The following is a 25,450-nucleotide window of genomic DNA, read 5'->3' on the forward strand; positions in this document are numbered from 1 at the left end:
CCGATATAAAATGGAAGCACCTGTTTACACCCAAATTGAAAACCTGAAAGTAACTGTTTTTCAAGCCTATCTTTTTTGGGAAAACATTGAGAAAAACCTTTTAAATCTGGCACTTAGACTGTCGATGGGGGTAAGGGAGAAAACCGATATTATTATTTTACCCGAAATGTTTAATACTGGTTTTAGTATGAATTCTGAAGCTTTGGCTGAAGAAATGGGCGGTAAAACGATGCAATGGATGCAAAAAATGGCACATCAGTACAATTGCGTTGTTACAGGAAGCTTAATTATTAAAGAGAACAATCAATATTTTAACCGCCTGATCTGGATGGAACCAGATGGTAAAAACAAGCATTACGATAAACGCCATCTGTTTGGTATGGGTAATGAAGACCAACACTTTAGTCCAGGGAAAGAAAAACTCATAGTAGAACTTAAAGGCTGGAAAATCAGATTGGCCATTTGTTACGATTTACGCTTTCCGGTTTGGTTACGTAACGTAGACCAGGAATACGATATCCTGCTCTTGGTGGCCAACTGGCCTGATAAACGTTCGGCACACTGGAAGGCATTGATCCCAGCCCGGGCAATTGAAAATCAAAGTTATGTAATTGCCGTAAACCGGGTTGGGCATGATGGAAACCAGATTTACCATAGCGGATTATCAATGTGTCTGGATCCATATGGCAATACTGTTTATTATAAACCAGAAGATGAAGATTTGTATACTTTCAGCATCAACTATGAAGAACTGGTTAAAGTTAGGAGGCAGTTTCCATTTTTAAAAGATGCAGATCATTTTACGATTGAATAGGCAACGACCAATGATAAAATCACGTTTATAAGACTATAGTAAAACGATTAATTACTTGAAAATACTTATCCTCAAATCGCGATTAGACACGATTAGACAATTTAAAATATCATAATCAACCCCTTTATTAAATAAACAATAAACCAGTTAACCAACCACATAAATGTTTAACCGCCGTAAATTTATAAAAGCTTCTGCCCTGTCGGCCGGACTAATGGCTATTGATAAAAGCAGTATTGCCAATGCTATTCCTAATAAATCGTCAAAAACAGGGAATTTTCCCATTGTAATTTCCACCTGGGATTTTGGAATTGCTGCAAATGCTGATGCCTGGAAAGTTTTATCGTCTGGCGGTCGTGCTTTAGATGCGGTAGAACAAGGCGTTTGGGTACCAGAAGCCGACGAAAAAAATCAATCTGTAGGTTATGGTGGCTTGCCCGATCGTGATGGCCATGTTACGCTCGATGCATGTATTATGGACGAATTGGGTAATTGTGGCGCTGTTTTGGCACTCGAGCATATTAAACATCCCATCTCGGTAGCACGTAAAGTGATGGAAAAAACACCGCACGTGATGTTGGCTGGCGATGGTGCATTACAGTTTGCATTGGAACAGGGTTTCAAAAAAGAGAATCTGCTTACTCCTGCCAGCGAAAAAGCATGGAAAGAGTGGCTAAAAACGGCGAAATATGCGCCGGTAATGAATATCGAAAATAAACTTTACGAGAAAGCAGCCCCACAAAAATTACCGGGCAACCAATACAACCATGATACCATTGGGATGTTGGCTATTGATGCGAAGGGTAATATTTCTGGCGCCTGTACCACTAGTGGCATGGCCTATAAATTGCATGGCAGAATTGGTGATAGTCCGATTATCGGCGCCGGCCTTTATGTAGACAATGAAGTTGGTGGCGCAACATCAACCGGTGTGGGCGAAGAAGTGGTACGGAATGTAGGTTCGTTCCTGGTGGTAGAGCTTATGCGCCAGGGTTATACGCCGGAAGCAGCATGTAAGGAGGCGGTAATGCGTATCATCAAAAAGAAGCCGGAAACGGCCAAAAACATACAGGTAGGATTTTTAGCCATCAATAAAAAGGGCGAATACGGTGCTTATGCCATCCAACAAGGCTTTAGTTATGCCGTTTGTAATGCAGAAAAGCAGGATCTTTTGATTAAAGGTAAAAGTTATTATTAGCATTATTAATCTCTCAAATAATAAACAATAAATGGGATTGTTATCTAAAATTTTCGGTAAAAAGAATGTAGAAGAGCGCAAGGGTGAACCTGATATGGTTTACATTTCAAATGCGGATGAGCGTATGCGTTGGGCGATTGAAAAGGCCGGTTTAACACTTTGGTATTTCGAAGAAAGTCTTTCCAATCCACAACAACATCAGGCTTACTTCTCGGTTAAGGCTCATATCAGAGATGGGGAATATAGCGAGCACATTTGGCTTACTGAACCTCGTTTTGATGGTGAAGGAAATCTGTTCGGTACTGTTGGTAATGAGCCTGTTGATGTGAAAACGGTTAAACTAAATCAAAAAATTGGTATTTCCAGTGATGATATATCGGATTGGATGATTATTGAAAACGGTCGTTTAATTGGTGGCTATACCATTCGGGCAATTAGAGATGGCCTCCCTGAGAAGGATAAAGCTGCATTTGACGATAGTATAGGTTTGTACATCGATGAAGGTGTAGATCATTTCAAAGTCAATCTGGAGACGCCTGAAGGTGCCATACTTTCTATTGAAAAAGCATACATAAATAAAGACATCGATGCAGCAATGGGCTGTAAAGATTTTTACGAAGAAGCGAAATCTTTACTTTCCGGAATGAACATGGCAGTAGAAATTGATCAGGATATTATCAACGAAACAGCTGAGGTGCTAAAGCTATCCTTCATCAATAACATTGAAGAGCATGGCTTTCCTGATTTCTCAAATATTCAAAATGCTTTTCCAGAACGTAAAAAGATTGATAATACCCATTGGGTGATTACTGAAGTTTGTTGGTACCCGGATGGAGGAAAGTCTGTACAATTGCTAAATACCTTTAAATCGCCAAAGGGATGGGTAGTTTTAGGCGTGGTGGATTCGGTAGAATAAAAAATATTGCATAATAAATGAATATGAATATTGAGGTTACTTCTTGCTTAGAAGTATGTGCTAACTCTTACCAATCGGCATTGGCCGCCCAAAATGCTGGTGCAAAAAGAGTAGAATTTTGTGATAACCTGGCAGAAGGCGGTACCACACCAAGTTATGCCCAGATTGCATTGGCCAAGAAAAATCTATCCATTGAAGTTTGGCCAATTATCCGTCCGCGGGGTGGCGATTTTCTATACTCCGACACAGAATTCGAAATAATGAAAGAGGATATAAAAATCTGTAAATCATTAAATTGTGAAGGTATAGTTATTGGAATACTTAAGGCCGATGGCACAATTGACAAAGAACGCTGTAAGGAACTTATTGAGTTGGCCAAACCTATGGAGGTTGCTTTCCACAGGGCATTTGATATGACCAACGATCTGAATCAGGCGCTGGAAGATTTAATCGCACTCAACATAAAAAGGGTACTCACTTCCGGAGGGGCTTCTTATGCAATGCTGGGTGCAGGAAAATTAGCACAACTTGTAAAAAAAGCAGCGGGACGGATTACCATCATGCCTGGTGCGGGAATTAATGAAAACAATATCAAAAACCTGATTGATCAAACCGGTGCAACACAATTCCACGCTTCTGCCAAGGAATTTGTTCCCAGTAAAATGGAATTCAGAAATACTGAAACCAGAATGGGCAGTATAGAGGATGAATATCGGTATGAACTCACCTCAGAAACCAAAGTGAAAGCTTTGGTGGCTTGTATAAATGAAGCTTTTAATTTAAAATAAGATTCGCTTCTAATCTCCACTTCCAGGCACATAATGTAACCCTGGTGTAAGGTAATGAAGCAAAATCACTCTAGAATAGCGGTAATTTATTGGCGAAAACAACAAAACACCTGCTAAGATTAGTCCCACGTAGTACCACAGATTCTCATATACCAGGGCTAAACCTAAAACATATGATGCTACACCAATGGTAATGATTTCTGCAACATTCATGGCATAACTTACAAACATGGCAACATAGAAAAACCCAGGTTCGCGCTCAAATTTCAAATTGCAATGTGGACAGTTTACATTTGTTTTTTGTAGCTTGAATGAGTAAGCACTACCTGTAAAAATATCTCCTTTGCGGCACCTCGGACACTTACACTGTACAAAAGCCTGGAATTTCGTTAACGCTGCCATAATCTTCTAATTTGATCATACAAAGATAAGCCTAAAAATAAACACTAATTTATGATCTAGGTCATGTTTGTGGCATTAGTTTGGTAATTTAACGGCTTATTTATCATTAAATATTCCTGTTGCTTAACTGTACAAATCACTGATGATTTACTAAACCTTAACTATTTTTCCTTTAACGGTTTTAATCAGACCTTTATCGGCTAGTAGTTTCATTCCTCTGATAACGGTTTCCACCCTCAAACCAGTCATGTCGGCTAGTTCTTGTCGCGTTACTTTTAAATTTTCACCTACGGCAATATCATTAAGCAGGTAATTGATCATTGTTAGCAAACGGTGATCAGCCTTTTCACTTGCCAGTTCTTCCAACATCATCGATTTATAAAACAGGCGGTTACTTAAAGTACGGATCAGCTCCATGCTAAAATTGGGCTCGTTTTCAATCAGCTCGAAAAAATCTTCTTTATTTACGGCAATAATCTGCGAATCTTTGTTGGCAATGGTGAAGGCTAAATAAGGCCGATCGGTTAACAAGGCCGGTTCACCAAAATATTGGCCTGTTTTAAAAACGCCTTGAATAAATTCTTTCCCTTCATTACTCACGGTAACCATGCGCACCTCGCCCGATTTGATAAAATACACATAGCGGGGCTGCATCCCAGGCTCGTAAATAACCGAATCTTTTGGATAGCTCTTGAGTTTTAAACCTTTATCAATCAGTTTTTGGATGTTCATGGCTTTGCAGGCTTTGGCGGAATAGCATGTATCTATATTTCATTTTAAAACACCGACTTAAAAAGACCTTATTAAAAAAACAATATGTCCATAAATGCAACGCTACTATTTAAAGATTCTTCATTGTTCAGAATAATCAAACTCACAAAGGCTACCCCAGCGTTTCTTTCATTAAGCGGGTATAAAATTCTTTTAGCGTAATGCCCATTGCAGCTACCTGCTGGGGAATAAAACTGGTTGCTGTTTGTCCGGGAATGGTATTGATTTCAATAAAATAAAATTTACCGGTTCCTTCCTCCAGAAAGTAATCGATACGCACTACTCCCCTACAGTTCAGTTTTTGATATACCTCTTTTACCACCTGCTGCACACGGCTTACCTCTTCGGCATTCATTCTGCCCGGGGTAATTTCTTCGGTTGCACCTGGTGTATATTTGGCTTCGAAATCGAAAAACTCATTCTGCGGAATCACTTCTGTTGCAGGCAAAACAATAATTTGTCTGTCTGAACCAAAAATGCCAACCGAGAATTCCCTGCCGTTCACAAACTCTTCGATTAAAATCTGCGTATCCTCCTTAAATGCTTTTTCAATCGCTTCTTCAAGATCATCGGCATGTTTTACCTTAGTCATGCCAATGCTGCTTCCCCCACTGTTGGGTTTAACAAAATAGGGTAACCGTAAATCCTGCTTAATCTGATTTAAGTTATAATTTCCGCCTTTAAATATCTGAACAGATTTTGCGGTATACAGGTTATCAATATCTGCCACAATAGCTTTGGTGTAACCTTTATTCATGGTGATGGATGAAGTTAAGGCATCACAGGTAGTATAAGGAATACCCAACATGTCGAAATATCCCTGTAATTTTCCATCCTCACCAGGAGAACCATGTATGGATATAAAAATACCATCAAACTTAATTTTTCTTCCTTCCAGCGTTAAGGAAAAATCATTTTTATCAATTTCTATTTTAACAGAATCGGATGGTTCATAAAACCAGCCTTTTTCGTTCAGCATAATCTTATACACATCGTATAAATTAGGGTCGATATTTTGAGCAATGGTGGCTGCGCTTTTTACAGAAACAACCCATTCGCCTGTGGTACCGCCTGTTAGCAATGCTATCGTTTTCTTCATGTTAAAAATCCTTTTATAAATAGAAATTGAATATAAATATATCCTCAAAAATATAAATATCTTTGTGCTTTAGTATTATTGAAAGCGAGAATTTATGGAAGGAATTGGATAAAGATAGAATGGAGGAAATAGACGCGATAATCCAATCCATCATTTAAAATAGTTACATTTGAGCTTGTACGCATAACCCAAATTAAGATTCATGTCTAAATTTATAGAGTATTTAAAAACCAAATCGTTTAGAAACAACATTTTAGCAGCAGTAGTAACTGTTATCGTGCTTTTACTGGTTGCCTTTTTTAGTTTAAGATATTATACGAAACACGGACAAGGTTTAAATGTACCACTGGTAAAAGGATTATCTTTTGAGCAGGCCGTAAAGAAACTGGAAGATGCCGGATTAAAATATGAAGTAGATTCTGTTTTTATTATGGATCAACCTGCCGGAATTGTAATTGATCAGGATCCTGATCCCAATACTTTTGTAAAAGATAACCGTACCATTTATTTAACCATTAATGCAGGTAGAACACCGAATACAAAATTCCCTGATATTGCGTTTAAAACCTTAAGAGAAGCACAGGCTATTATAGAGAGTTCGAGATTAAAACTTGGCGATACCACCTACAAACCGGACGTAAGTCGCGATGTAGTTTTAGAAGCCTCTTTTGGCGGTCAGCCGATCACAGCCGGGCAGGTAGTGCCTGTTGGCTCAAGGATTAACCTGGTATTAGGCGATGGTCGTGGAAACGAAGAGGTAGATATTCCGCAGTTAATGGGCTTAACCATGGATGAAGCTAAATTTAGCCTGAGAGGATCAAACCTCACTTTGGGTAGCATCATGTACGATGGCCCGATTACCGATAGCGCTGCTGCCGTTATTACTAAACAAGATCCTATGCTGGTTGATTCGGTAACGAAAGTGCCAATAGGTACCAGAATTAACATTACGCTATCTAATAAACAACCATAAACAAGTATCATATTAAAGATGACTGAAGTAGAAAAAAAGAACATGGGTACAGGCAAAAAAGCGGCTATAGTTATTGCGCTTGTAGTTATTTTAATTGCCGGTTACTTTGCGTTGAATATTTACAGGCTTTATTTTGCGCCTAACGTTACCGAAAATCAAAAATATTTATACATCAAAACCGGAAGCAGCTATGATGATCTCGTTGCAGAAATAAAAAAGAAAGATCTGCTAAAAAGCGTGTCGTCTTTTACAGCTGCTGCCGGAAAAATGAATTTAGCGACAACTGTTAAACCAGGACGTTACCGCCTGAAAAAAGGGATGACCAACCGCACGTTGATTAACATGATCAAAGCCGGAAACCAGGACCCTGTTAAATTAAAATTCCATAACATCCGTAAGAAAGAAAATTTTGCAGCCTATCTGGCCAGTAACCTGGAAGCCGATTCGTTAAGTTTTATCAAGGTATTAGATTCTACTGCGCTGATTAGCAAATATGGTTTTAACCAGGATAATGTATATGCCATGTTTATCCCGAACACTTACGAAATGTACTGGAATATTTCGCCGGTTGATTTTTTTGAGCGCATGCACAAGGAGTATGAGAAATTCTGGACAGCAGACCGCAAGCAAAAAGCAGCGAGTTTGAACCTTACACCTGCACAAGTATACACTTTGGCTTCTATTGTAGATGCAGAGGCACTTTACGATAAAGAGATGCCAATTATAGCGGGTTTGTATTTAAACCGCTTAAATAAAGGCATATTACTTCAGGCTGATCCGACGGTGATTTTTGCCAATAACGATTTTACAGTAAAAAGGGTAACCGGAAAATTATTACAGGTACAATCGCTTTACAATACGTATAAATATGCAGGTTTGCCTCCAGGCCCGATTATGATGCCAAGCATTAATGCCATTGATGCCGTGCTTAACCGCGATAACAACAATTACATTTACATGTGCGCCAAAGAAGATTTCTCGGGTTACCATAACTTTGCTGAAACCAAGGCTGAACACGAAATTAATGCTAAGAAATACCGTGAGGCGTTAAACAAAAGAAATATATTTAAATAATGTTTAGCCACAGTACAAAAATCAGGGTTCGTTATGGCGAAACCGACCAGATGGGTTATATGTATTATGGCAATTATGCACAATACTACGAAGTAGGCCGGGTAGAAATGTTGCGCAGCTTAGGCATGAGCTATAGCTCAATGGAGGCTGATGGTATTATGATGCCTGTTTTAGAATTAAAGTGCAAGTACATTAAACCTGCTCTTTACGATCAGGAAATTACGGTAAAGACAATCATTAAAACCTTGCCCGGCGTTAGGATCTTTTTTGAGTATGAGTTGTATAACGAAAAAGAGGAACTCATCAACATTGGTTCAACCACACTGGTTTTTGTTGATATGAAGAAAAATAAACCAACAAATCCACCCGAAAATTTTATGGAAAAATTATCGGTGTTTTTTAATTAACCAATATAATGGAATGGTTACACAGGCAGTTATTACATCTTAAACTCTATTCTAGATTTATAGAATGGACTAAAGGATGCATTTTGCCTGGTTTTAGCCCACTCCCCTTATATACTGTCGCCACATTTTTCTTTCGTGAAATCGGAAAAGATGCCTTGGTAAACAAGTCATCATCATTAGCATACAGTTTCATGCTGGCCATTTTCCCAGGGATTATCTTCTTGTTTACTTTAATTCCTTTTATCCCCATTAAGGGTTTCCAGGATCAACTTTTAAATTTAATCCAGCTGGTATTGCCGCACAATGCATTTGATGCCTTTGAACTGACTTTGAAAGATATCATCAAAAACCAGAACAAGGGGTTGTTATCTTTCGGTTTTTTATCTGCACTTTTTTTTGCAACTAATGGGGTTAAAAACCTGATGAAAGCTTTCAATAAATCATCATTAATTATTGAAACCAGGGGCTGGATTAAACAACGTTTAATTGCGCTTGTACTCACTGTAATTATCTGCTTCTCTATCATCATCTGCATCAGTGCAATGGCCTTGGGTGAAGTTCTATTAAACAAAATTAACGATGAACTGCACCTCAAAGATAGTTTTTTGATTTATACCATCAAATTTACCCGTTGGGCATTATTGGCCATCCTGTACTTTATTACCATTTCCATTTTATACCGTTACGGACCCTCCCATACCAAAAAATGGCGCTTATTTAGTGCGGGTTCCTGGCTGGCTACTATTCTGGCCTTTCTTACCATTTGGGGATTTTCGTTTTACATCAACCATTTTGCTTCCTACAATAAGGTCTATGGCTCTATCGGAACATTAATCGTAGTGATGATCTGGCTTTACCTCAACTCGTTGATTTTATTGATCGGGTTTGAGCTGAATGCCAGTGTTGATGTAAGCAAAAGAAGTGTGAAAATTATCCGGCCTACCTTTAATTTGTTCAAAAAATCTGAGCCAATTGAAGAAAATATACAGAAGAAATAATTTTTTCTCCCTCTGTGTTAAGTAATTATCAAGTTTATATAAAAAAAAAGCTTTCTAAGTTTGCAGAGTTAAGCTGAGTTTGTACTTTTGCAGCGGAGAGCTGGCAGAGTGGTCGAATGCGGCAGTCTTGAAAACTGTTGACTGTAACAGGTCCGGGGGTTCGAATCCCTCGCTCTCCGCATGAAGGGTTTCCTTCAAAATCATCAAAGGGTTGCTCCAAAAATAGCAGCCCTTTTTCTTTGATTATCAATAACTTATGAGCGAACTCCACATTAATTTCAGGTATTCTAAAACTACCTTCTTTATATGTGAGTCCCTGTTTGAACACCTGGTTTAAAATAGCATACTTTTGCCCTAAACTGGAATCCTGGAAAATTTTAGGCATATTTAACATATAAGGCAGCAAATGCAGTTCGTTATGCAGGTCATCTTCAAGTTTAAGGGCAGAAGTAATATGATTAGTTGTACGATTGGGATTCAAAGCATTGAGCAGGTAAAAAAGGAATATGGCTCGGAACAGGCGGAGATTATAGCGGGCATTTGTGCCAATATTATCAGCGGGCAGGTATCGGGTGATAGTGCAAAGAAGCTTTCGGAGACTTTCGGTAAAATTATGCAGGATAGGCAGAGCATCAACAGCAATGATACTTCAATTTCTAAATCTACTCAGATGGATTATGCGATTCCAGCTCTAAAATTGCTACGCTTTCTTCGGGTGAGTTTATCGGGATAGTGGCCGATAGTCCGGGTGAAAAGATACCGCAAAAAATGTTTCATGGGGAGATTCAAAATGATCATGATGCTATTGCAACAGAGGAAGCTGGATACAAATTGCTTCCAGTTCTTCGAACAGTTACAAAAGAGGATATTGATGAAAACTATTTAAGAGTTAAAAGAGATGTACAGGAGTTGATGAGGCTGGAGCTGAAAAAGATCAGTAATCGTCAGCCGAAGAAATTGAATAAAAGGAAAAATCGTGATTCTGTTATTGCACAGGGAAAAGCAAAGAAAATGGCGAAAACGGTAAAAGAGCCAAAAATAAATTCACTATGAAGTTTCGCCATCGGAAATTTGCATAAAAGTTAATTATCTAAGAAGTCGTTTTATTTGTCTTTTTCGCGGTATCTTATTATTTTGATTCCGTTTAAGCATTTTTACCAGGTATTTCGCTAGAGGAAATATTATTCCTGTAATAATTGTCGCAATGCCTCCCAAATCAAGTTCAGCATGCTCTATAATGATATGTATTTCCATCGTGTAAAAATTAACCTTACAAAAATGAAAATTAAATCAAGCAGGGGTGGGTCTAGGGGTCACCCCTACTTATTCTTCATAGCTTGAAGATCAGCTTTAATTAGCTTATTAACTCCGTCAAACTCTGATCCCAGTTCGTCAAATAATGCTGCAACAATTTCTACATTTTTTGCTATTTTAAGTCTGTCACTACTCGATTCCTGTATTCCTGTTAGCGCCTTTCTTAGATTTTCATATCCATTATCAAAAAGAAAACTCAAAATTTTGGCCTGTTTGGTAGCGTCCTGACTAATCTTATTAAGAGTTAGTTTTTTATCCTTGACTAAATAATGCAAGACGAGCGCCTTCTGTGAAATCGTATTCTTTTTCTGATCCATGGAAACTAGATCAACATCATTAATCGTAGCCGAGGGGATAGAATGGACAATTCGTTCAATAGTAGCATAATAATAATTCAGCAACATTGCATAACAAAGGACATAGTTACTAGCCTCGTAAAAACCGATATCATGTGAAACTGCTAAATCCGCACTATAATAAATTTCATCCACAGACAATGTGCCCCCTCCAAACTCTTCATGCATAGTTTTTTCAATTCTTTCAGCACTAATCGGTTCATTAAAAAGTTTGAAAGAAATTACGCAGTAATCCCTATATATACCTTTTTGTTTATCATCCAATAATAAAATATTTAATCTAACTTCCACAAAAAAGGCTTTGAGCAATGCCTGCATCTCGTCAAATTCAGATTTGAGATTTTTAATCATACTGTAGCGATTGTCGTCATCCCAAGACTCAATCAATTCATTAACTACCTTCTGAATACTTCGGTTAACGGCATTAAATTTATCGGGCAAACTATCAATTTTCTCGTTTTTAAAATTCATAGTAAATATCTTAAGTTGTTAGTTTGCTCAGGTTATTTCTTTTTCTTACCTCGACTACGAGTTTCTGGCTAACCTTGAAATCTCCTGATAAAGACTGCTTTGCTTTAGCGATTTGTACGAAAGATTGATTAGTTTCCATTTCATCTATTTTGGCCAGATCTAACTCTTTTGAAAACAATTCCCAAATTGTTAAAATGTAACCTAGATACGAATACACTTCGTCTATCATTTCTTTAAGACGATAGCATAGTTCAATTGCATTTGAATCACCAGATGTATCTTCCTCAAGTTCTTTTCTCAGTTTGTATAGATTTATAACAAGCTTTTGTAATTCTATAATTGACAGGTCTATGGTAGAAGTATCAATAATATCTAAAAATTTCAATTTAGCCACTAAGGTGTTCGGCAGTTTTCTAACGATGCTGCTTATTGCGAAAAGCTTATTTCTCACATCTTCCTTTATCAGAAGATTACAGACTATATCCAGTTTTTTGTGAAATTGTGATATCCTGGTAATATCTCTGAAAACACGGATGATGTCGCGTGGTAAGCCTGCCGATAAACAGTAAGCCAAATAAAAGAATAGAATAGGACGACCAATAACACGCCTTTGCAACAGCGAAACCGTATCTTTCAAGTTCAAATAATCAACATAGATAATACTATCGAACGAGCTATCAAAAACATCTCTAAATGGCATTCCGCGTCTTTCAAAATTGAACATTGCGTTTTCAGACACAGAGACTAAGAAAAAACACCGCTGCAGTCCAAAAATGGCTTTGATTTCGTTTAGAAAATTCTTTGCATCAACTTCCGAATCCATTTTATCTAATTCGTCAATTCCAATAACGACTTGGTAATCGGTACAAATTGTATTCAGGAATGCAACAAATGCGTCCACAATTTCCGGATTAGACATCGCGCGTTCTTCTATTGTTGTGCTTTTTTGTACACTACCTTCAAATGCTATTGGGAGTTTTAAACCTCCTGACCATCCCGATGTGAAACTTTGTTGAAATTTGATCTTCTTTAGATATTTTCTTGCAGTGCCTGCGTGCGGACTTTTTTCAAATGCAGAATCTCTCACTTCCCGACTAAAATCATCAAGCCTATCTGCCATATATTGGTCCCACATTAATATTCGAAACAATCGCGGTCTAATGTAATATGAAAGTGGAAACGTGCCGAAACTTATTGTTAAAATCACCCATCCTAATAACGATAAAATTCCGTTAGAAAAGAGCTGAGCCGGCAGTTCTTTAGCTTCACTAATAGTCGCTAAATAGTAGTCAAAAAAATTGATCTCTGGTTTCCTCGTTGGCTGAATGGTGTCTCCAACAGTTTTAGATTTATCGAGCTTAGTGATCAAGCTATTCTTTAATGAATCAGTCTTTTTGTTTGCAATCTTGACTACACTGGATGCCGTTACAGGATGATAATGACTGTGGATAGCTCGCAAAGACAGACTAAACGTTATTAATGCAATCCCAATATAAATTAAAAATATTTGAAGTAAAATCCTGATACCCATGATAACAGTTTCAGTGGAGTACTTCTGATTTGATCTAAGATAATGTTGATGTTCATCTCTTGGTGCTTTTTCCAAAATTAGAACACTCTCACATGTTGACGCAAAAAGGTTCAAGATAAAATCGCGAAAATCATATTTAACAGTGGCCGATGTCATTACAGGAAGAACTAACCTATCATTTATTTGGGTAACATTCCTCTCAGCACCACAGTAGGAGTGGATTAAAGTACTTTTTCCAGCACCTCTAGACCCGGCAATACCAATACTTCCACCTGGCATTGTTCTGAGAAGAAAATCCAATTTGATTTTAGCGTCTGTATCAATGGTTCTTGAAACGTCAATTACCTCCCCCAGCCCTTTAGTTTGTAAATCAGGCAGATCACGACTGTAAGAAGGCTCTAATTTCTGGTTAATGAAGTACCTTAATCTCTCTTTAATTGACTTCTCGATCATATTTTGGTCTATCAACTTAGTTAGACTTTCCAATCTTTCTTCTCTGGCACTATACTCCCCAACAAGTTCAGAGTTCGTTCGCTTCCACTCATTAGACACTCTAATCATCTTATTTGACTGCCTTTTCACATATCTCTGTATTAGAAGATCAGTAAGCCAAATTAAAATACCCAGCATGCCAAACAGAAAGATAAATCCGATCAAAAAATGGAAGAAACCATTGGTAGTCCACCTGTAAATAGACCCGTTCGCCCAATCCTGTACATATTTGAGTTTTATGGTCGGACTTAGGACAAATGCAAGTAGAATAAAAAAAATTGGTGTTAGAATAATACTTTTCCATTTCTCCTCATTAATCCAAAAACTTGTACTTTGAGCTAGCTCCCTATTAGCAGTTCTAAGAGAAATCTGTTGTTCGTTCAAAGCTTCATATTCCAGAAGTTCGCTACTTACTACCCTCCAGATCTCCTGGTCGTTATTAAGAATAAGTTTTTGGGCTTCTTCCTGTGAGATTTCAGCTTCTCTAATTCCTTTTAGAATATCGGAATCTTCAAGTGCAATTTTAACAAGGTGCTTTAATGTGTCGAGCGTTTGATAGGGCATGGTATTTAGTTTTAACAAAAATCAACTATTTTTTTAATATCTGTTTATTCATTTTTAGTTTTCAATTACAAATATTAAATAGATTGACTTTTAACAAAACGAATTGCACCAATAGTGCTAAAATTCAGATTACTCCCTGCCCCAATTTGTACACTAACTCAGTCTTATCGTTCACCCCAACTTTCTTAAATATATTCTTCACGTTGCTTTTCACAGTAGCTAGCGAAATAAACAGTTTATCCGCAATAACTTACACTGCATTCCCTAGCCTATTTCGGCAGTCCTTAGATGGAGAATTTCAGGCAGGCCTTCGGTTCTTTTCATAAGATCCTCAAGAATTTTGACATCCTTTTTGTTCATATTGTTCAGCATAGGCTCAGTAAAGAGTACGTTATTTTTTTTTGTCATGAAATCTACTAATTGCCCTTTTGTAAAGTTATCGAAAATTAATTTTGAACAAAACAAGTTAAAGCATGAAGTAGGGTTTTATCATTTTTTATTCTTATAAATTTCTTTTATTATAGCCAATAACCCTTATAAGTGTTTCAATGCACTCCCTCCTTCTCCGCACTAAGCTTAAAGAGAGCTGAAAATTTATTTAGAAAGAAAAAGAGAGAAGTTGTGGCACTATCGCGGCGCTTTTCATTCTAAAATGAAGAAAATCAATATCTATCGTATATTGAAGAGGTGGGTGAGAGTCCCTCTCTCTCCGCAAATAGCACGATAGAAGATCTCTTAAAAGTGTGATAAAAGCTGATAAAGCCTGCAACTTTTGAAATTGCAGGCTTTTTTATTTTAGGTAGAAATAGCCATAATTTCCAAAAATGCTCATAATTATTGTGGCAGATCTGTGGCACTTTTGTTAAGCTACTAAAAGCGCCAAAGAAATCATCTTAACACTCTGTATATCAAAAGGTAAAGTACGTCATCGACTTGACTCAAGAATGATTTAGTTCGACATTTACTAACCCTCAAAATGTTTAATTATAGCCCTGCAAAACTGCAACTGTGTTCAATAGCTTTCAGAAATGACAGCATCCTGAGTGTCTATTATCGGGGTTTCAACCACTAGGCTCTTTTTGTTATATAAAAGGAACGAAAACTACATTTCTATTGTGTAGTATTGTTACGCGTGGCTTTTATCTTTTTGTAAGCTTGTAGTTGCCCGTTTTTTCATCTTTTATTACAGCGTACTTATCGTTAAGTTGTAACGTCCAACCATCTCCGCTTATAATTTTATTCTCCGTTTTTAAAGGACTGGTTACTGAAATTTTGTCCCATTTAGAACTCATTAATGCTCCGTTTTCAACTGTAAGTATTCCCCACTTGTCGGTAACTCTAATATTAGGATAAACTGTTCCCTTATCTTCGATAGGTATAATGTTTCTTGGATCGAATGATACATTCATTTGCTCAAATACAAGTTCAAAATGGGGTTGGGTAATAAATTTACTTTTGTATTCAGCAATCAGTTTTTTTGTTTTTTCTTCTCTTATTTTTTCTTCTGAAATAATTGCCTCTCCGTTATATTGATTTATAACTAAGTCAGTAGTTTTCTTTAAATCATTCGGCAGTGTTATATTAAATGCATTTATAAAATAATCAGTCAGGTTTGTTTTAATTGTTATTTCTCTGTTCCATCCTTTTCTTATATTATCGAGTAAGTGACCGTAGATAGGAATTGTCTGATAAGCAAATGAGCGAACGAATGTTGGATTACTCAAAAAAGAATTTATGCTTTGCGTAAAGTGTTCGTAAGATTGCTTTTTGTTTCTACCACTAATTATTGTACCTGTATACTCAGCAATTCCTTCATTTAATTCTAATAAGTTCTCGGTAGTGTCTGCTCCGGGATAAACCGAATATCTATATTTCCTAAAAGCAATCGCATTCGTCAGATGTGTTTTTTGTTCAGTTTGATTGCTTGTATGAAGAGCCTTTTTTAATGCTTCCAATTCCAAGCGCAAATAAATTCTACCATCTCTTTGGTCAAGGTGATTGTTTTCGGTATTGAATAACTTAAAACCTAATGATGGCTGATTTACGTGAAATAACTCATGGGCTAGTAAATTAATTCTTTCATGTTTATTAACTGGTAATGGAAGCATAATCATAGCCCAACGTCTGCCGTTCCAATTGACAGCTGTGTTCGCAATGTTAATTTTGCCAGGTAAAATTCCAGCATAAATTTTGCCGTTTTGTTTGAGAAAACCAACGCTATCTGGAAAATTTGCAAGTGTTTGCCTCGAATTAGGATTCACTAAGAGCATTGGTCCATATAAATCTTTCTCCCATAGTCGTTGATGCTTGTATGCCTCAGTTTTTATTTCATCAAAATAAGTTGCAATACTATCTTGAAAGGTTGCCTTTTCTTGTCCAAATAAGGATTGAGTTAACATAAAAAGCAATATCGAGATGTAAAATTTCTTTATCATATGGTTACCTTTTAAAAATTACATATAACGTTTTTAGGTTTGGCGAATCGGGGCAATCGAAGTTATTATTATCAGTTCATTTAAAAAAGTTCTAACGTTGAACCATGCTAAAAGCGCAACCTCTGCTATCATCATTTCGGGCTTTGCATTCGTTAAGTTATTCAGAACCGAAACTTTCGATCAAATTACAAAAATTCAAATGAAGAACCATAATGAACAAGCCTTACATCAGAAAGATAACGAAGGAATTGTATCAGATTGAAACAGAATATGGGATTGAACTTGCAACTATTTTTGAGATAAAATTTATATACTCTTTATGCTACATTTTTAGATTGATTAGACATTAAATTTTGATACTCTCTTATGGTTAAAATATCTATTACTTCCCATTTTTTTTATCATACTCCTCCTGCAGTTCGTCCAAATAGTCGTAAAAGTTTTTTACATCCATAAAAACAGCAGGATTATAGGGATCTCCGGGTTTGTGTTTTTTCAGGAGGTCAAATTGTACGCCGTGTGAGGCTACCCATAGATCGAACTTTAAGTTTTTCATGCTGCGTAAAGTATAAGCGTAATCTTCTGCAATTTGAGGATAGGCAGAAACGTCTGCAAATTTTTTGTCTGTTACGATAGTGGGCAAATTGGCAATCAGTACCCTATACTTTCTATTTTGGTCGTTAACGGTGAGCAGAAAACTACATGAACCTTTAGTATGCCCGGGGTGATGCAGCATGATTAATTCCATCCCTCCTAGCCTGATGATATCCTTATCGTGCAAAATACGGTCAACTTTTACAGGCTTAAAAACAGAAACCTTGCCATCCAGATCATAATCAGAACGTCCACCATCAGTTGCAACCTGAGCATCGGCATAATCTACCATAAACTTAGCCCCTGTAGCTTTCTTGATTGCAGCCATGGCACCCAGGTGATCAAAATGCGCTTGTGTGGTCAGTAATATTTTAGTGTCTGAAAGTTTAAATCCCAGCTTTTTAATATTTTCCCCAATAAGCTTTTCCGATGATGCCAGTCCGGTGTTGATTAGGATATTTCCTTTTGGCGTAGTGATGAGATAACAGGCCAGATCGGCTGTGCCCACGTAATATAGGTTACCTACAATTCGAAATGGCGGAAAAGGCTTTGACCATTCCGGGTGATTTTCAGATGATGGCTCATGTACTTCTTGCGCCTGCAGGAAGCAGTAGCTGTGTGAAATCAGGATAAGTAACAGGAGTTTTTTCATATATAATATTATGGGGTATAAATTTTTAGTGTAAATTATGCATTAAATTACTGCAAGCGTGTTATAGCTGATTATTCTCTCCTCCCTGTTTTTTGAAAACGATGCAATAGTGGTAAGCGTTGGTATCTTGAAAACTGTATTATTTCCCTTATTTAATAGGTCAGATATGATGTTTTATTTTTGATGTATATTTTTATTCACCATATCATTGATGGCGGTTTCAATAACTTTTGGCTGCTCCTGGTTGATATAATGACCACTATTCGGTATTAATACCTGTTTGCTTTCCATGGAAAGTAACAGAAAATCTTTTTGCATTTTATTCCACGCACTTAACATTTCTGTCTTTAATTTTAAATCTTTGATGGAAGAATCAAAGCGCTTTTCATCTCCGGCAGTCAGTACATAAAGAGGAATATTGCCAAAAGATTTTATTTTTGATGCTTCATTTTTAATCGAACGCATCTGATCCTGCTCTTCCAGTAATGCATCAGCACTTTTGTAAAGCAGAGCAGGCATTATGGTGTTTTGATATTCATATTGTTTGTTATTGGGAAACATACCTCTGAACATTAATCTGGCGAGTCCAAAAGTGTTGGCGAATCTTAGAAAGCTACCTGGCAAACCCTGATTGACCATTTTGAATAGTTCGGGAGATAAATATTTTTCATCATCGGGGCATTGACTATCCACAAATATTACGCCTGCAACATCTTCAGGATATTTGTTGACAAAAAACCGGGCAAGTGTTCCTCCAAAGGAATGGCCTACAAGAATATATGGTTTTGGGGCGTTGGCTTTTTCCAGCAAAAGATGTAATTCTTTAGCCATTTCCTCACCTGATTTTGGATTTTTGCCTCGCTCGCTCCATAAAATTCCGGCCCTGTCATATGAGAAGCTTGTATAAGAGCTTGGTAATTCTTGTTGAATATTGTACCATTGCAGATGTCCGGCCGGATCAAATGCGGTTTCAAATACAATGGTTGGTCCGCCGTTCCCTTTTTTGTAATAATGAAGACGATGATGTTCAACTTCTACAAACTGGCCATCAGGTTTAATTTTTTCAGCATTATCCCGTGATATTCTTTCAAAAATAAATCCGATCAGGAGCAACAAGATTAGCAAGGTAACTAAGCCTAAGCCTATACGTTTGGTCCATTTTAGAAAAGTTTTCATATTTTTTTATTATAAATGGTATTTGTTTGAGCGGGGATTTTTCTGATACAATTGGATTTTCTATTTTCTCATTATATTGGATAAGGAGTATTGCGATTTTTTAAGCTTGCATTTTAGCATGCTGCAAATGGCCGGCAACTGATAATAAACGTTGAAGCCATTCAAAGAAATGACCATTATTTACGTTTATTCCTCCACACCTTCAAGATGTGCAATTAGTTCGATTTCCAACTTTGCATCGGGCTCATAAAGCCTGTTTACCTGAACCCAGCTTGCAGCAGGAAAGTCGTCTTTATAGAACGCTTTTCTTGCACCATTATACTTTTTCATCGCTTCAATATCAGTAGTGTAAAGTGTCTCTTTAACAACGTTCTTTGAGGTAGCACCAAAGGCTTTGAGGCATTGATTAAGTCTTTCATAAACCCCGCTGATCCCTTTTGGACTCAGGTCATTTGTAGGAATGCCAGATATATAAATTACCTTACCTGATTTAACAACCTGGGCATATCCCGCCGTTGTATCCTGATCTTTACCGCTGCCCCAATGCCATTTTTCCTTAGCTATTGTTAGCGGCTTCTTTTCCTGTTTACCTACAGCAGTATTTTCACGCTCACTGTTTTTGCAACTACCAATGGCCAGCATAAACAACAATAGAGCATAATTAAGCAACAGTTTATATGTTTGTTTCATCATGGTTGTACAAATTTCAGTTATCATTATTTTTACCGGTTTCGTATATCCTTATTTTTAAGTTTAACGCCATATCGATAGAGATCTTCATAGATTTCAAAGAATTTGTGCTCTTCCTTTTCACTCAACGAAGTATTCATAAACAGGACGACGCCAACTTCCTTTTTTAAATCAGAAAGCATAAAAGTCCTCACCCCGGGATCCGATCCATTGTGCCCAATCCTGGTACCACCCATTTTTGTCGCCCAAAAAATACCTGAATTGAGTGATTGTGGTTTAACATTTTCGGGTTTGTTAGCCTCATTAAACTGGAACCTGAGCATTTCCTCAACTGTCTCAGCTTTTAATACCTGCCTGTTTTTAAACTTCCCGTTGTTTAACAAACAGATAAAAAAATTGCTTAGATCGTCCACAGATGTGCGTACGCCTCCATCCGGATAGGTAGTACAACCGTACAATGGTATTTCCCTGACTTTATTATCTTGTTTCTCGTAAAGTTTTGTATGCTTTTTCAGGTTTACTTCAGCCATAAACCATCCGGTATCTTCCATCTCCAAGGGATCAAACAGATATTTTTTACTGTATTCGTTCAACATTTGACCCGTCCTAACTTCAACGATATAACCTGCGAGTGCTGCTCCGATATTGGAATATTCACGGAATGTTCCTGGTTTATGGTTAAGGAAGTTTTCTTTCGAATAATACTTCCCACCGGGAATAAAATAGTTCTTTAGGAAATCACGCAATGCTTCCGGCGAGTCTTTACCATTAAAGTAAAGGCTATCGGTATAAAAGGGATACCTGTCGGTAAGTCCCGAAGTATGCGTTGATAAGTTTCGAAGGGTTATTTTTTCTGCCGGAAAATAAGGATTGTGAATTTTGAAAGGAAGGTAGTTGTTTATATCCTCATCCAGAGAGAGTTTCCCTTGTTCTATAGCTTTCATGAGGCAAGCACCGGTTACCGTTTTGGAAACCGATGCAATATTCATTAAAGTTGATGTGGTGAAAGCTGCACCGCTTTGTTGATCTGAAAATCCATATCCTTTTTTCCAAACCACTTTTTTATCAATAATAATGGCTGCACCTAGGCCGACAATCCCACTTTCTGACATTTTTTTGCCGATCAGGCTGTCAATGTTTGTGCTTCCGGTATTACGTTGTGCAAAAACATTTGTAGCGAGAAGTAATATTCCTATGCAAAACAGAAGTATTCGCCTATAATAATTCATAAAATTGATTGTCGAAATTAAAGTTAAAAATTTTATAATTGGTTTATTTGACTTTACCTGATTTAACATTTTCATCATTTCGTTTTCTCTGCCTAACGCTGACATAAACACCGCCGATAGTTCTGGTCTATTTTCGTTTTTGAGACTGTTTAATCAGTATAAAGTTACAATCTTGAGGAATAACTTATTTATAAAAATCAATATTAATGACAGATGTAAAAAGAAGTTTGAATGGCCTCGAAATATCGTCATTTCGCCCGCAGTGTTCCAAAGGAACTCCTTTTGAGGAGAAATCTTTTAAACCAGATTTCAATAACCCGGTTCAAAGATCTTTCTATTTTGCTGCGCTACAGTCCGAGATGACATTTTTTTTGGAGTCAGTTATTAAATATTTCTTAAAGCCGGAAACCTTAATTTAATGCAGTTTGACCTTAACAGTCTCTCCATTCTCTTTTACCTCCACGAACACTTCAATCCGGTCCTGGATATTTTTGTAATATTCTTTTTCCTGGTAGTAATCGGTTCGTCCGCCATAATCATTATAACCTGAACCTGTATAGGCATTATAGGTGCCTCTAAGTGTATAATCTAACATACCCTGCAGAAAATATTTACCAGGCTTCATATCGGGGAAGGTAAATTCTCCGTCACTATTCGTAATCGCTTCAAGCCTGTATCTATAAGCTTGGTCAGAAAGGTAGACAAAGCGTTTTCTTCTAATGCTTTCTTTATCTTTTCTAAGCTGGTACCATTCTTCAAAATAAGGTGTTATCGGAAAAAGCACTATTTTTATTTTATTAGCAAGTATACGTGGCGATAACGGGACACCATACCCAAGTGGATGTTTCTGCCTGGTAAAGGCTACACCTTTGATAACAGCAGTGCCTTTGGCCAACATTTTTTTTGCCAGCAGGGAGTCGAACGCCATTTCAGGACGGAAGATTTCCACCTTATCTTTTTTTTCTGGTTCTTTATACTGTGCGGAAACTACAGCTGTTGCTGATACCACATAGAAAAGTGTAAGGACATATTTTTTAAGCTTCATGTACTGATATTAAGGATTAATAATTGTTTCATAAGGAAGATTAAATGTGCCATCGGTAATGTCAATGGCCTCTCCTGCTCTGTTTCTAACCGTTCCGGAAAAGGCTCCTTTAATGCCTGACTTGCTTATTTCTCCAATTTTAAGGGTAAATACATCATCTGCAATAGCGGTATTGTACATCAGCGTTCCATCGCTTTTTTGTATGGCATAACGTGCGATCATACCTTTTTCCGCAGGTGTGGCATATGTTCCTGCAGTAATATTCCCACCCTCCCTCCAGATTTCGAAATCCAAAGAAGGCGACACAGGCCCTGATGGCGGATCAGAAGCCTCATGACCACCAATAACAATTTGTTCGAACCGATTATCATTGCCACCGCCCTGAAAATTCACACTGTGGAAGTTTATAGCTTTCCCACCAATCTTTGCCCGGAAATAATAATCACCAGTAGGCGCGCCCCCGGTATCATCTTTCTTAGAGCATGCCGAAAGGCATACAGAAAGCGTTATAAAACACAGAATTGCCCAAAAAATGCCAACAGGCTTTCGGATCAGGTTAATTTTGAATAAAAAAGCTTTTGAGGGTATTGTTTTCATAGTATCATCCGAATTATGGTATAAGGGCAAAGCTATTGTAAGTATCAGCCAAAAGAAATACCAATTTTTGCCGTTTTTCATCTACTGGTTTTTAGGTATTTTTTATTAAAGCGGAGTGAAATGATGATAGGCAGGAAATTATGTCTGATATTTACAAGTAAATTTGCCTACCGGAAAGATAACCTGATCTTCGACAGGAGAATAAATGTAATTTTTAAGCATGACCCGATTTTTTTTATTCCTGATATTGATTTTGATCTCATTTAAATCTGTTGGACAACAACAGGTTCCGCTGAATGAGCAGCATTATCTTGATAGCCTTCAGCACATTCTACAGAAAAAAACTTCAGATAGTTCAATAGCATGCACCAATTTTCTATTGGTAGAATACTGGAAATACAAAGACACCTTAAAGAGTAAAGCCTACCTGGAGGCAGGTACAGCTGCCGCTAAAAACGATAAATTTTTAAATGCACTGGCACTTTTCTCTAAAGGGCAGTATTATTTCAACTGGAACAAAGCGAAGGCATCAGATGCTTTTAAAAAAGCTGCAGAAGCACTTTCTCCATTCAACACTAAAATCGCCTATGCAAAGCGGGCTGCATCATGGTTTAATTATGCCTTGATGAATGTAGACAAAATGGGCTATGGTTTTATGACTAAAATAACCCTGGAAAAAGCTATTCCTATTATAGAAAAAACGGGAGATCCGGCACGCATCGCTTACTATTATACGCAGCTCGCCACTATCCTGATGAACAACTACCAGTTTTCAAAAGCGACGGCCTATAATGAAAAAGCCATCGCCTTACTGGAAACCAAAAACCCTGGTTCTACCGATCTGTTGTTTTCCTATCTTTCAGGGGTAAGCATCTATTGTTATGACAACAAAACCGACAAAGCCCAGGTACTTCTGCAAAAAGCACAACGGCTGCTGAAGCCATACCCCTCCTCTTTAAACTATCCGATATACTATTATAATGAGGCACTTTACTACTCCACCAAAACGTTATACGATAAGGCACTTGCGAGTATAGACAAGGGGATTCCTCTGGCTAAAAAGTATAACCAGAAGCAAGTCTACCAACAGTTTTTTTTTCGCAGATATGATATCTATCAGCAGCAGAAAAAATATGCCGAAGCCCGACAGATATTACTGGATATTGTTAAGGAAGGAACTTTGACCGCCAAAATGAATGACAGGGCACAGATTTATTCGGAACTGGCGAAAATGAGCGAAAAGTTAAGGGATTATAAAGAGGCATACCACTGGCTGAACAAATACAGGCAGACCAATGACAGCATCAACAACGACCAGACAAAAGTAAAGATCAATGAGCTGGAGACAAAATACAGAAGCGCAAGAAACCAGCAAAAAATACAGGCCCTGCAATCAGAAAACAGGCAGGCACAGCTTAATGCCCGTAATGACCGCTTGTATAGACTTATATTTGGTTTGGGATGTCTTTTCCTGCTCCTTTTACTCGTTTTCGTTCTGCTCACAGCCCGGAGCCGACGCAAACTTGCCCAACAAAAGGAGATTAATTACAAGCAACAGCTTAGCGAAATGGAAAAAAAGCAACAGCTCAAGATTACAAAAGCCATGCTTGAAGGTGAAGAGCTTGAAAGGGAACGCGTTGCAAGGGATCTTCACGATGGACTTGGTGGTATGCTGTCAGGAGTTAAAATAGGGCTTTCCGGCTGGACAGATACACAGCCAGGCATGTCCGGAGATAAAGACCTTCACCGCATTATCGGACAGCTGGACACCTCGGTTACAGAACTGCGCCGCATTGCCCGCAACATGGTACCTGAGACTTTATTGAAGTTTGGTCTTGAAACCGCCTTAAAAGACCTTTGCGAATTTTATATGCGTGAGGGTTTGCTCATCACTTCAGAAATGTTTGGCATTCAAAAAAATATTGCGATGAATGTGCAGCTGAATATTTACCGAATTGTACAGGAACTTATCTCTAATGCGATCAAACATGCCCATGCAGACAACCTTATACTGCAGTGCAGCCAAAATGAAAATACCATTTTTATTACCTTTGAAGATAACGGGCGTGGCTTCGATATGGATACACTTGCTGATAAAACAGGTATGGGACTGGATAATCTGAAAAACCGTATCGCATTTTTGCAAGGAAAATTTGAAGTTCACTCTGCTCCTGGCGAAGGAACCAGTATAGATATAGAACTTAAAACCAATATCAATGAATAAACTCCGTACGGTTATAGTAGATGACCATCCCATTGTTATTGAAGGACTGAAGGCCTTGCTTAAAAATGAAGATAACCTAGAGGTTGTTGGTGGCTTTTCAAATGGCGCACAGCTGCTTTCTTATTTAAATAGCAACCCTGTAGATCTTATACTGCTTGATGTTACCCTACCAGATATAGGTGGTATGGAACTTTGCCAGATCATCAAAGCTCAATTCTCTGCAACTACTATACTTATCCTCAGTAACCATACCGAGCGAAGTATTATTATGCAGACTATACAAAACGGTGCAAGTGGCTACCTGCTTAAAAACAGTTCTCTTGAGGAGCTTAGGCAGTGTATTGCATCAGCTGTAACAGGAAATATCTGTTACAGTAAGGAAGTCGTCGAAATTATCAGCCGACCAACCAAAAACCAGTTGCGCAATACGCCACAGCTCACCAGAAGGGAAAAACAGATACTATCATTTCTGGCTGAAGGAAAAACCAGTCAGAATATTGCCCAGGAACTATTTTTAAGTCCGCTGACTGTAGATACGCACCGCAGAAACCTGATACAGAAATTTGCAGTCAAAAATGTGGCCGAACTGATAGCTGCTGCACACCAACAACAATTATTGTAAATTATTGATCAATAACTC

Annotated in this window: 25 protein-coding genes and 1 tRNA gene; 13 read left to right on the plus strand and 13 right to left on the minus strand. The window is 37.7% G+C overall.

Annotation, left to right across the window (positions count from 1 at the left end; genetic code table 11):
- Positions 1 to 10 precede the first annotated feature (10 nt).
- From OQX63_RS17890 to OQX63_RS17905, 4 genes are all read left to right on the plus strand, one after another.
- Positions 11 to 814 (plus strand): nitrilase family protein, encoded by an 804-nt coding sequence (locus tag OQX63_RS17890; protein ID WP_265852191.1) that lies wholly within the window; start codon positions 11 to 13, stop codon positions 812 to 814.
- 163 nt (positions 815 to 977) lie between these two features.
- Positions 978 to 2,012: a N(4)-(beta-N-acetylglucosaminyl)-L-asparaginase gene (locus OQX63_RS17895; protein ID WP_265852192.1), complete on the plus strand. Its 1,035-nt coding sequence runs from the start codon at positions 978 to 980 to the stop codon at positions 2,010 to 2,012.
- Positions 2,013 to 2,043: 31 nt separating this feature from the next.
- On the plus strand, positions 2,044 to 2,928 hold the full coding sequence (locus OQX63_RS17900; RefSeq protein ID WP_265852193.1) for a YegJ family protein: 885 nt from the start codon (positions 2,044 to 2,046) through the stop codon (positions 2,926 to 2,928).
- A gap of 17 nt (positions 2,929 to 2,945) precedes the next feature.
- Positions 2,946 to 3,716: a copper homeostasis protein CutC gene (locus tag OQX63_RS17905; protein WP_265852194.1), complete on the plus strand. Its 771-nt coding sequence runs from the start codon at positions 2,946 to 2,948 to the stop codon at positions 3,714 to 3,716.
- Positions 3,717 to 3,725: 9 nt separating this feature from the next.
- On the opposite strand, the gene OQX63_RS17910 is transcribed toward OQX63_RS17905, so the two are convergent.
- From OQX63_RS17910 to OQX63_RS17920, 3 genes are all read right to left on the minus strand, one after another.
- Positions 3,726 to 4,118: a DUF983 domain-containing protein gene (locus tag OQX63_RS17910; protein ID WP_265852195.1), complete on the minus strand. Its 393-nt coding sequence runs from the start codon at positions 4,116 to 4,118 to the stop codon at positions 3,726 to 3,728.
- A 150-nt stretch (positions 4,119 to 4,268) separates the two neighbouring features.
- A complete protein-coding gene (locus OQX63_RS17915; protein WP_265852196.1) occupies positions 4,269 to 4,850 on the minus strand; it encodes a Crp/Fnr family transcriptional regulator in 582 nt (193 codons plus the stop codon).
- 151 nt (positions 4,851 to 5,001) lie between these two features.
- Positions 5,002 to 5,988 carry a D-alanine--D-alanine ligase gene (locus OQX63_RS17920; protein ID WP_265852197.1) on the minus strand — a complete coding sequence of 329 codons (987 nt, stop codon included), beginning with the start codon at positions 5,986 to 5,988 and terminating at the stop codon, positions 5,002 to 5,004.
- 202 nt (positions 5,989 to 6,190) lie between these two features.
- Here OQX63_RS17920 and OQX63_RS17925 point away from each other — a divergent pair, with 202 nt between their 5' ends.
- The 7 genes from OQX63_RS17925 (at position 6,191) to OQX63_RS17955 (ending at position 10,493) form a co-directional block, all read left to right on the plus strand.
- On the plus strand, positions 6,191 to 6,961 hold the full coding sequence (locus OQX63_RS17925; protein WP_265852198.1) for a PASTA domain-containing protein: 771 nt from the start codon (positions 6,191 to 6,193) through the stop codon (positions 6,959 to 6,961).
- Positions 6,962 to 6,979: 18 nt separating this feature from the next.
- A complete protein-coding gene (gene mltG / locus OQX63_RS17930) occupies positions 6,980 to 8,035 on the plus strand; it encodes an endolytic transglycosylase MltG (protein ID WP_265852199.1) in 1,056 nt (351 codons plus the stop codon).
- Positions 8,035 to 8,442, plus strand: coding sequence for an acyl-CoA thioesterase (locus OQX63_RS17935; protein ID WP_205055601.1), 408 nt, complete (start codon positions 8,035 to 8,037; stop codon positions 8,440 to 8,442). Before mltG ends, OQX63_RS17935 begins: the two co-directional genes overlap by 1 nt.
- 8 nt (positions 8,443 to 8,450) lie before the next feature.
- Entirely contained in the window at positions 8,451 to 9,440 is a 990-nt protein-coding gene (locus OQX63_RS17940) for a YihY/virulence factor BrkB family protein (protein WP_265852200.1), read from the plus strand.
- Positions 9,441 to 9,534: 94 nt separating this feature from the next.
- Positions 9,535 to 9,619, plus strand: a tRNA-Ser gene (locus tag OQX63_RS17945).
- Positions 9,620 to 9,858: 239 nt separating this feature from the next.
- Positions 9,859 to 10,173 carry a TraM recognition domain-containing protein gene (locus OQX63_RS17950; protein ID WP_265852201.1) on the plus strand — a complete coding sequence of 105 codons (315 nt, stop codon included), beginning with the start codon at positions 9,859 to 9,861 and terminating at the stop codon, positions 10,171 to 10,173.
- Entirely contained in the window at positions 10,173 to 10,493 is a 321-nt protein-coding gene (locus OQX63_RS17955) for a hypothetical protein (protein ID WP_265852202.1), read from the plus strand. The genes OQX63_RS17950 and OQX63_RS17955 overlap by 1 nt, the downstream gene beginning before the upstream one ends.
- Positions 10,494 to 10,759: 266 nt before the next feature.
- On the opposite strand, the gene OQX63_RS17960 is transcribed toward OQX63_RS17955, so the two are convergent.
- The 10 genes from OQX63_RS17960 to OQX63_RS18005 all read right to left on the minus strand — a co-directional run bounded on the left by OQX63_RS17960 (position 10,760) and on the right by OQX63_RS18005 (position 22,586).
- On the minus strand, positions 10,760 to 11,581 hold the full coding sequence (locus OQX63_RS17960) for a hypothetical protein (RefSeq protein WP_265852203.1): 822 nt from the start codon (positions 11,579 to 11,581) through the stop codon (positions 10,760 to 10,762).
- Positions 11,582 to 11,591: 10 nt separating this feature from the next.
- Positions 11,592 to 14,168 carry a hypothetical protein gene (locus OQX63_RS17965; RefSeq protein WP_265852204.1) on the minus strand — a complete coding sequence of 859 codons (2,577 nt, stop codon included), beginning with the start codon at positions 14,166 to 14,168 and terminating at the stop codon, positions 11,592 to 11,594.
- 124 nt (positions 14,169 to 14,292) lie between these two features.
- Positions 14,293 to 14,415 (minus strand): LuxR C-terminal-related transcriptional regulator, encoded by a 123-nt coding sequence (locus tag OQX63_RS23400; protein ID WP_323670618.1) that lies wholly within the window; start codon positions 14,413 to 14,415, stop codon positions 14,293 to 14,295.
- 892 nt (positions 14,416 to 15,307) lie between these two features.
- Positions 15,308 to 16,603 (minus strand): hypothetical protein, encoded by a 1,296-nt coding sequence (locus OQX63_RS17975; RefSeq protein WP_265852205.1) that lies wholly within the window; start codon positions 16,601 to 16,603, stop codon positions 15,308 to 15,310.
- A gap of 382 nt (positions 16,604 to 16,985) precedes the next feature.
- The gene (gene bla, locus OQX63_RS17980; protein ID WP_265852206.1) at positions 16,986 to 17,849 is read right to left on the minus strand and encodes a subclass B3 metallo-beta-lactamase; all 864 of its coding nucleotides are present in this window, start codon (positions 17,847 to 17,849) and stop codon (positions 16,986 to 16,988) included.
- A gap of 174 nt (positions 17,850 to 18,023) precedes the next feature.
- Positions 18,024 to 19,025: an alpha/beta hydrolase gene (locus OQX63_RS17985; RefSeq protein ID WP_265852207.1), complete on the minus strand. Its 1,002-nt coding sequence runs from the start codon at positions 19,023 to 19,025 to the stop codon at positions 18,024 to 18,026.
- 186 nt (positions 19,026 to 19,211) lie between these two features.
- A complete protein-coding gene (locus OQX63_RS17990) occupies positions 19,212 to 19,718 on the minus strand; it encodes a RidA family protein (RefSeq protein ID WP_265852208.1) in 507 nt (168 codons plus the stop codon).
- A gap of 29 nt (positions 19,719 to 19,747) precedes the next feature.
- Positions 19,748 to 20,944 carry a serine hydrolase domain-containing protein gene (locus OQX63_RS17995; RefSeq protein ID WP_265852209.1) on the minus strand — a complete coding sequence of 399 codons (1,197 nt, stop codon included), beginning with the start codon at positions 20,942 to 20,944 and terminating at the stop codon, positions 19,748 to 19,750.
- 415 nt (positions 20,945 to 21,359) lie between these two features.
- A complete protein-coding gene (locus OQX63_RS18000) occupies positions 21,360 to 21,989 on the minus strand; it encodes a carboxypeptidase-like regulatory domain-containing protein (RefSeq protein ID WP_265852210.1) in 630 nt (209 codons plus the stop codon).
- Positions 21,990 to 21,998: 9 nt separating this feature from the next.
- Positions 21,999 to 22,586: a hypothetical protein gene (locus OQX63_RS18005; RefSeq protein ID WP_265852211.1), complete on the minus strand. Its 588-nt coding sequence runs from the start codon at positions 22,584 to 22,586 to the stop codon at positions 21,999 to 22,001.
- A 220-nt stretch (positions 22,587 to 22,806) separates the two neighbouring features.
- Here OQX63_RS18005 and OQX63_RS18010 point away from each other — a divergent pair, with 220 nt between their 5' ends.
- A complete protein-coding gene (locus OQX63_RS18010) occupies positions 22,807 to 24,810 on the plus strand; it encodes an ATP-binding protein (RefSeq protein ID WP_265852212.1) in 2,004 nt (667 codons plus the stop codon).
- On the plus strand, positions 24,803 to 25,432 hold the full coding sequence (locus tag OQX63_RS18015) for a response regulator transcription factor (protein WP_265852213.1): 630 nt from the start codon (positions 24,803 to 24,805) through the stop codon (positions 25,430 to 25,432). Before OQX63_RS18010 ends, OQX63_RS18015 begins: the two co-directional genes overlap by 8 nt.
- Positions 25,433 to 25,450 lie beyond the last annotated feature (18 nt).

The organism is Pedobacter sp. PF22-3 (genome assembly GCF_026239555.1).
Taxonomy (GTDB): Bacteria; Bacteroidota; Bacteroidia; order Sphingobacteriales; family Sphingobacteriaceae; genus Pedobacter.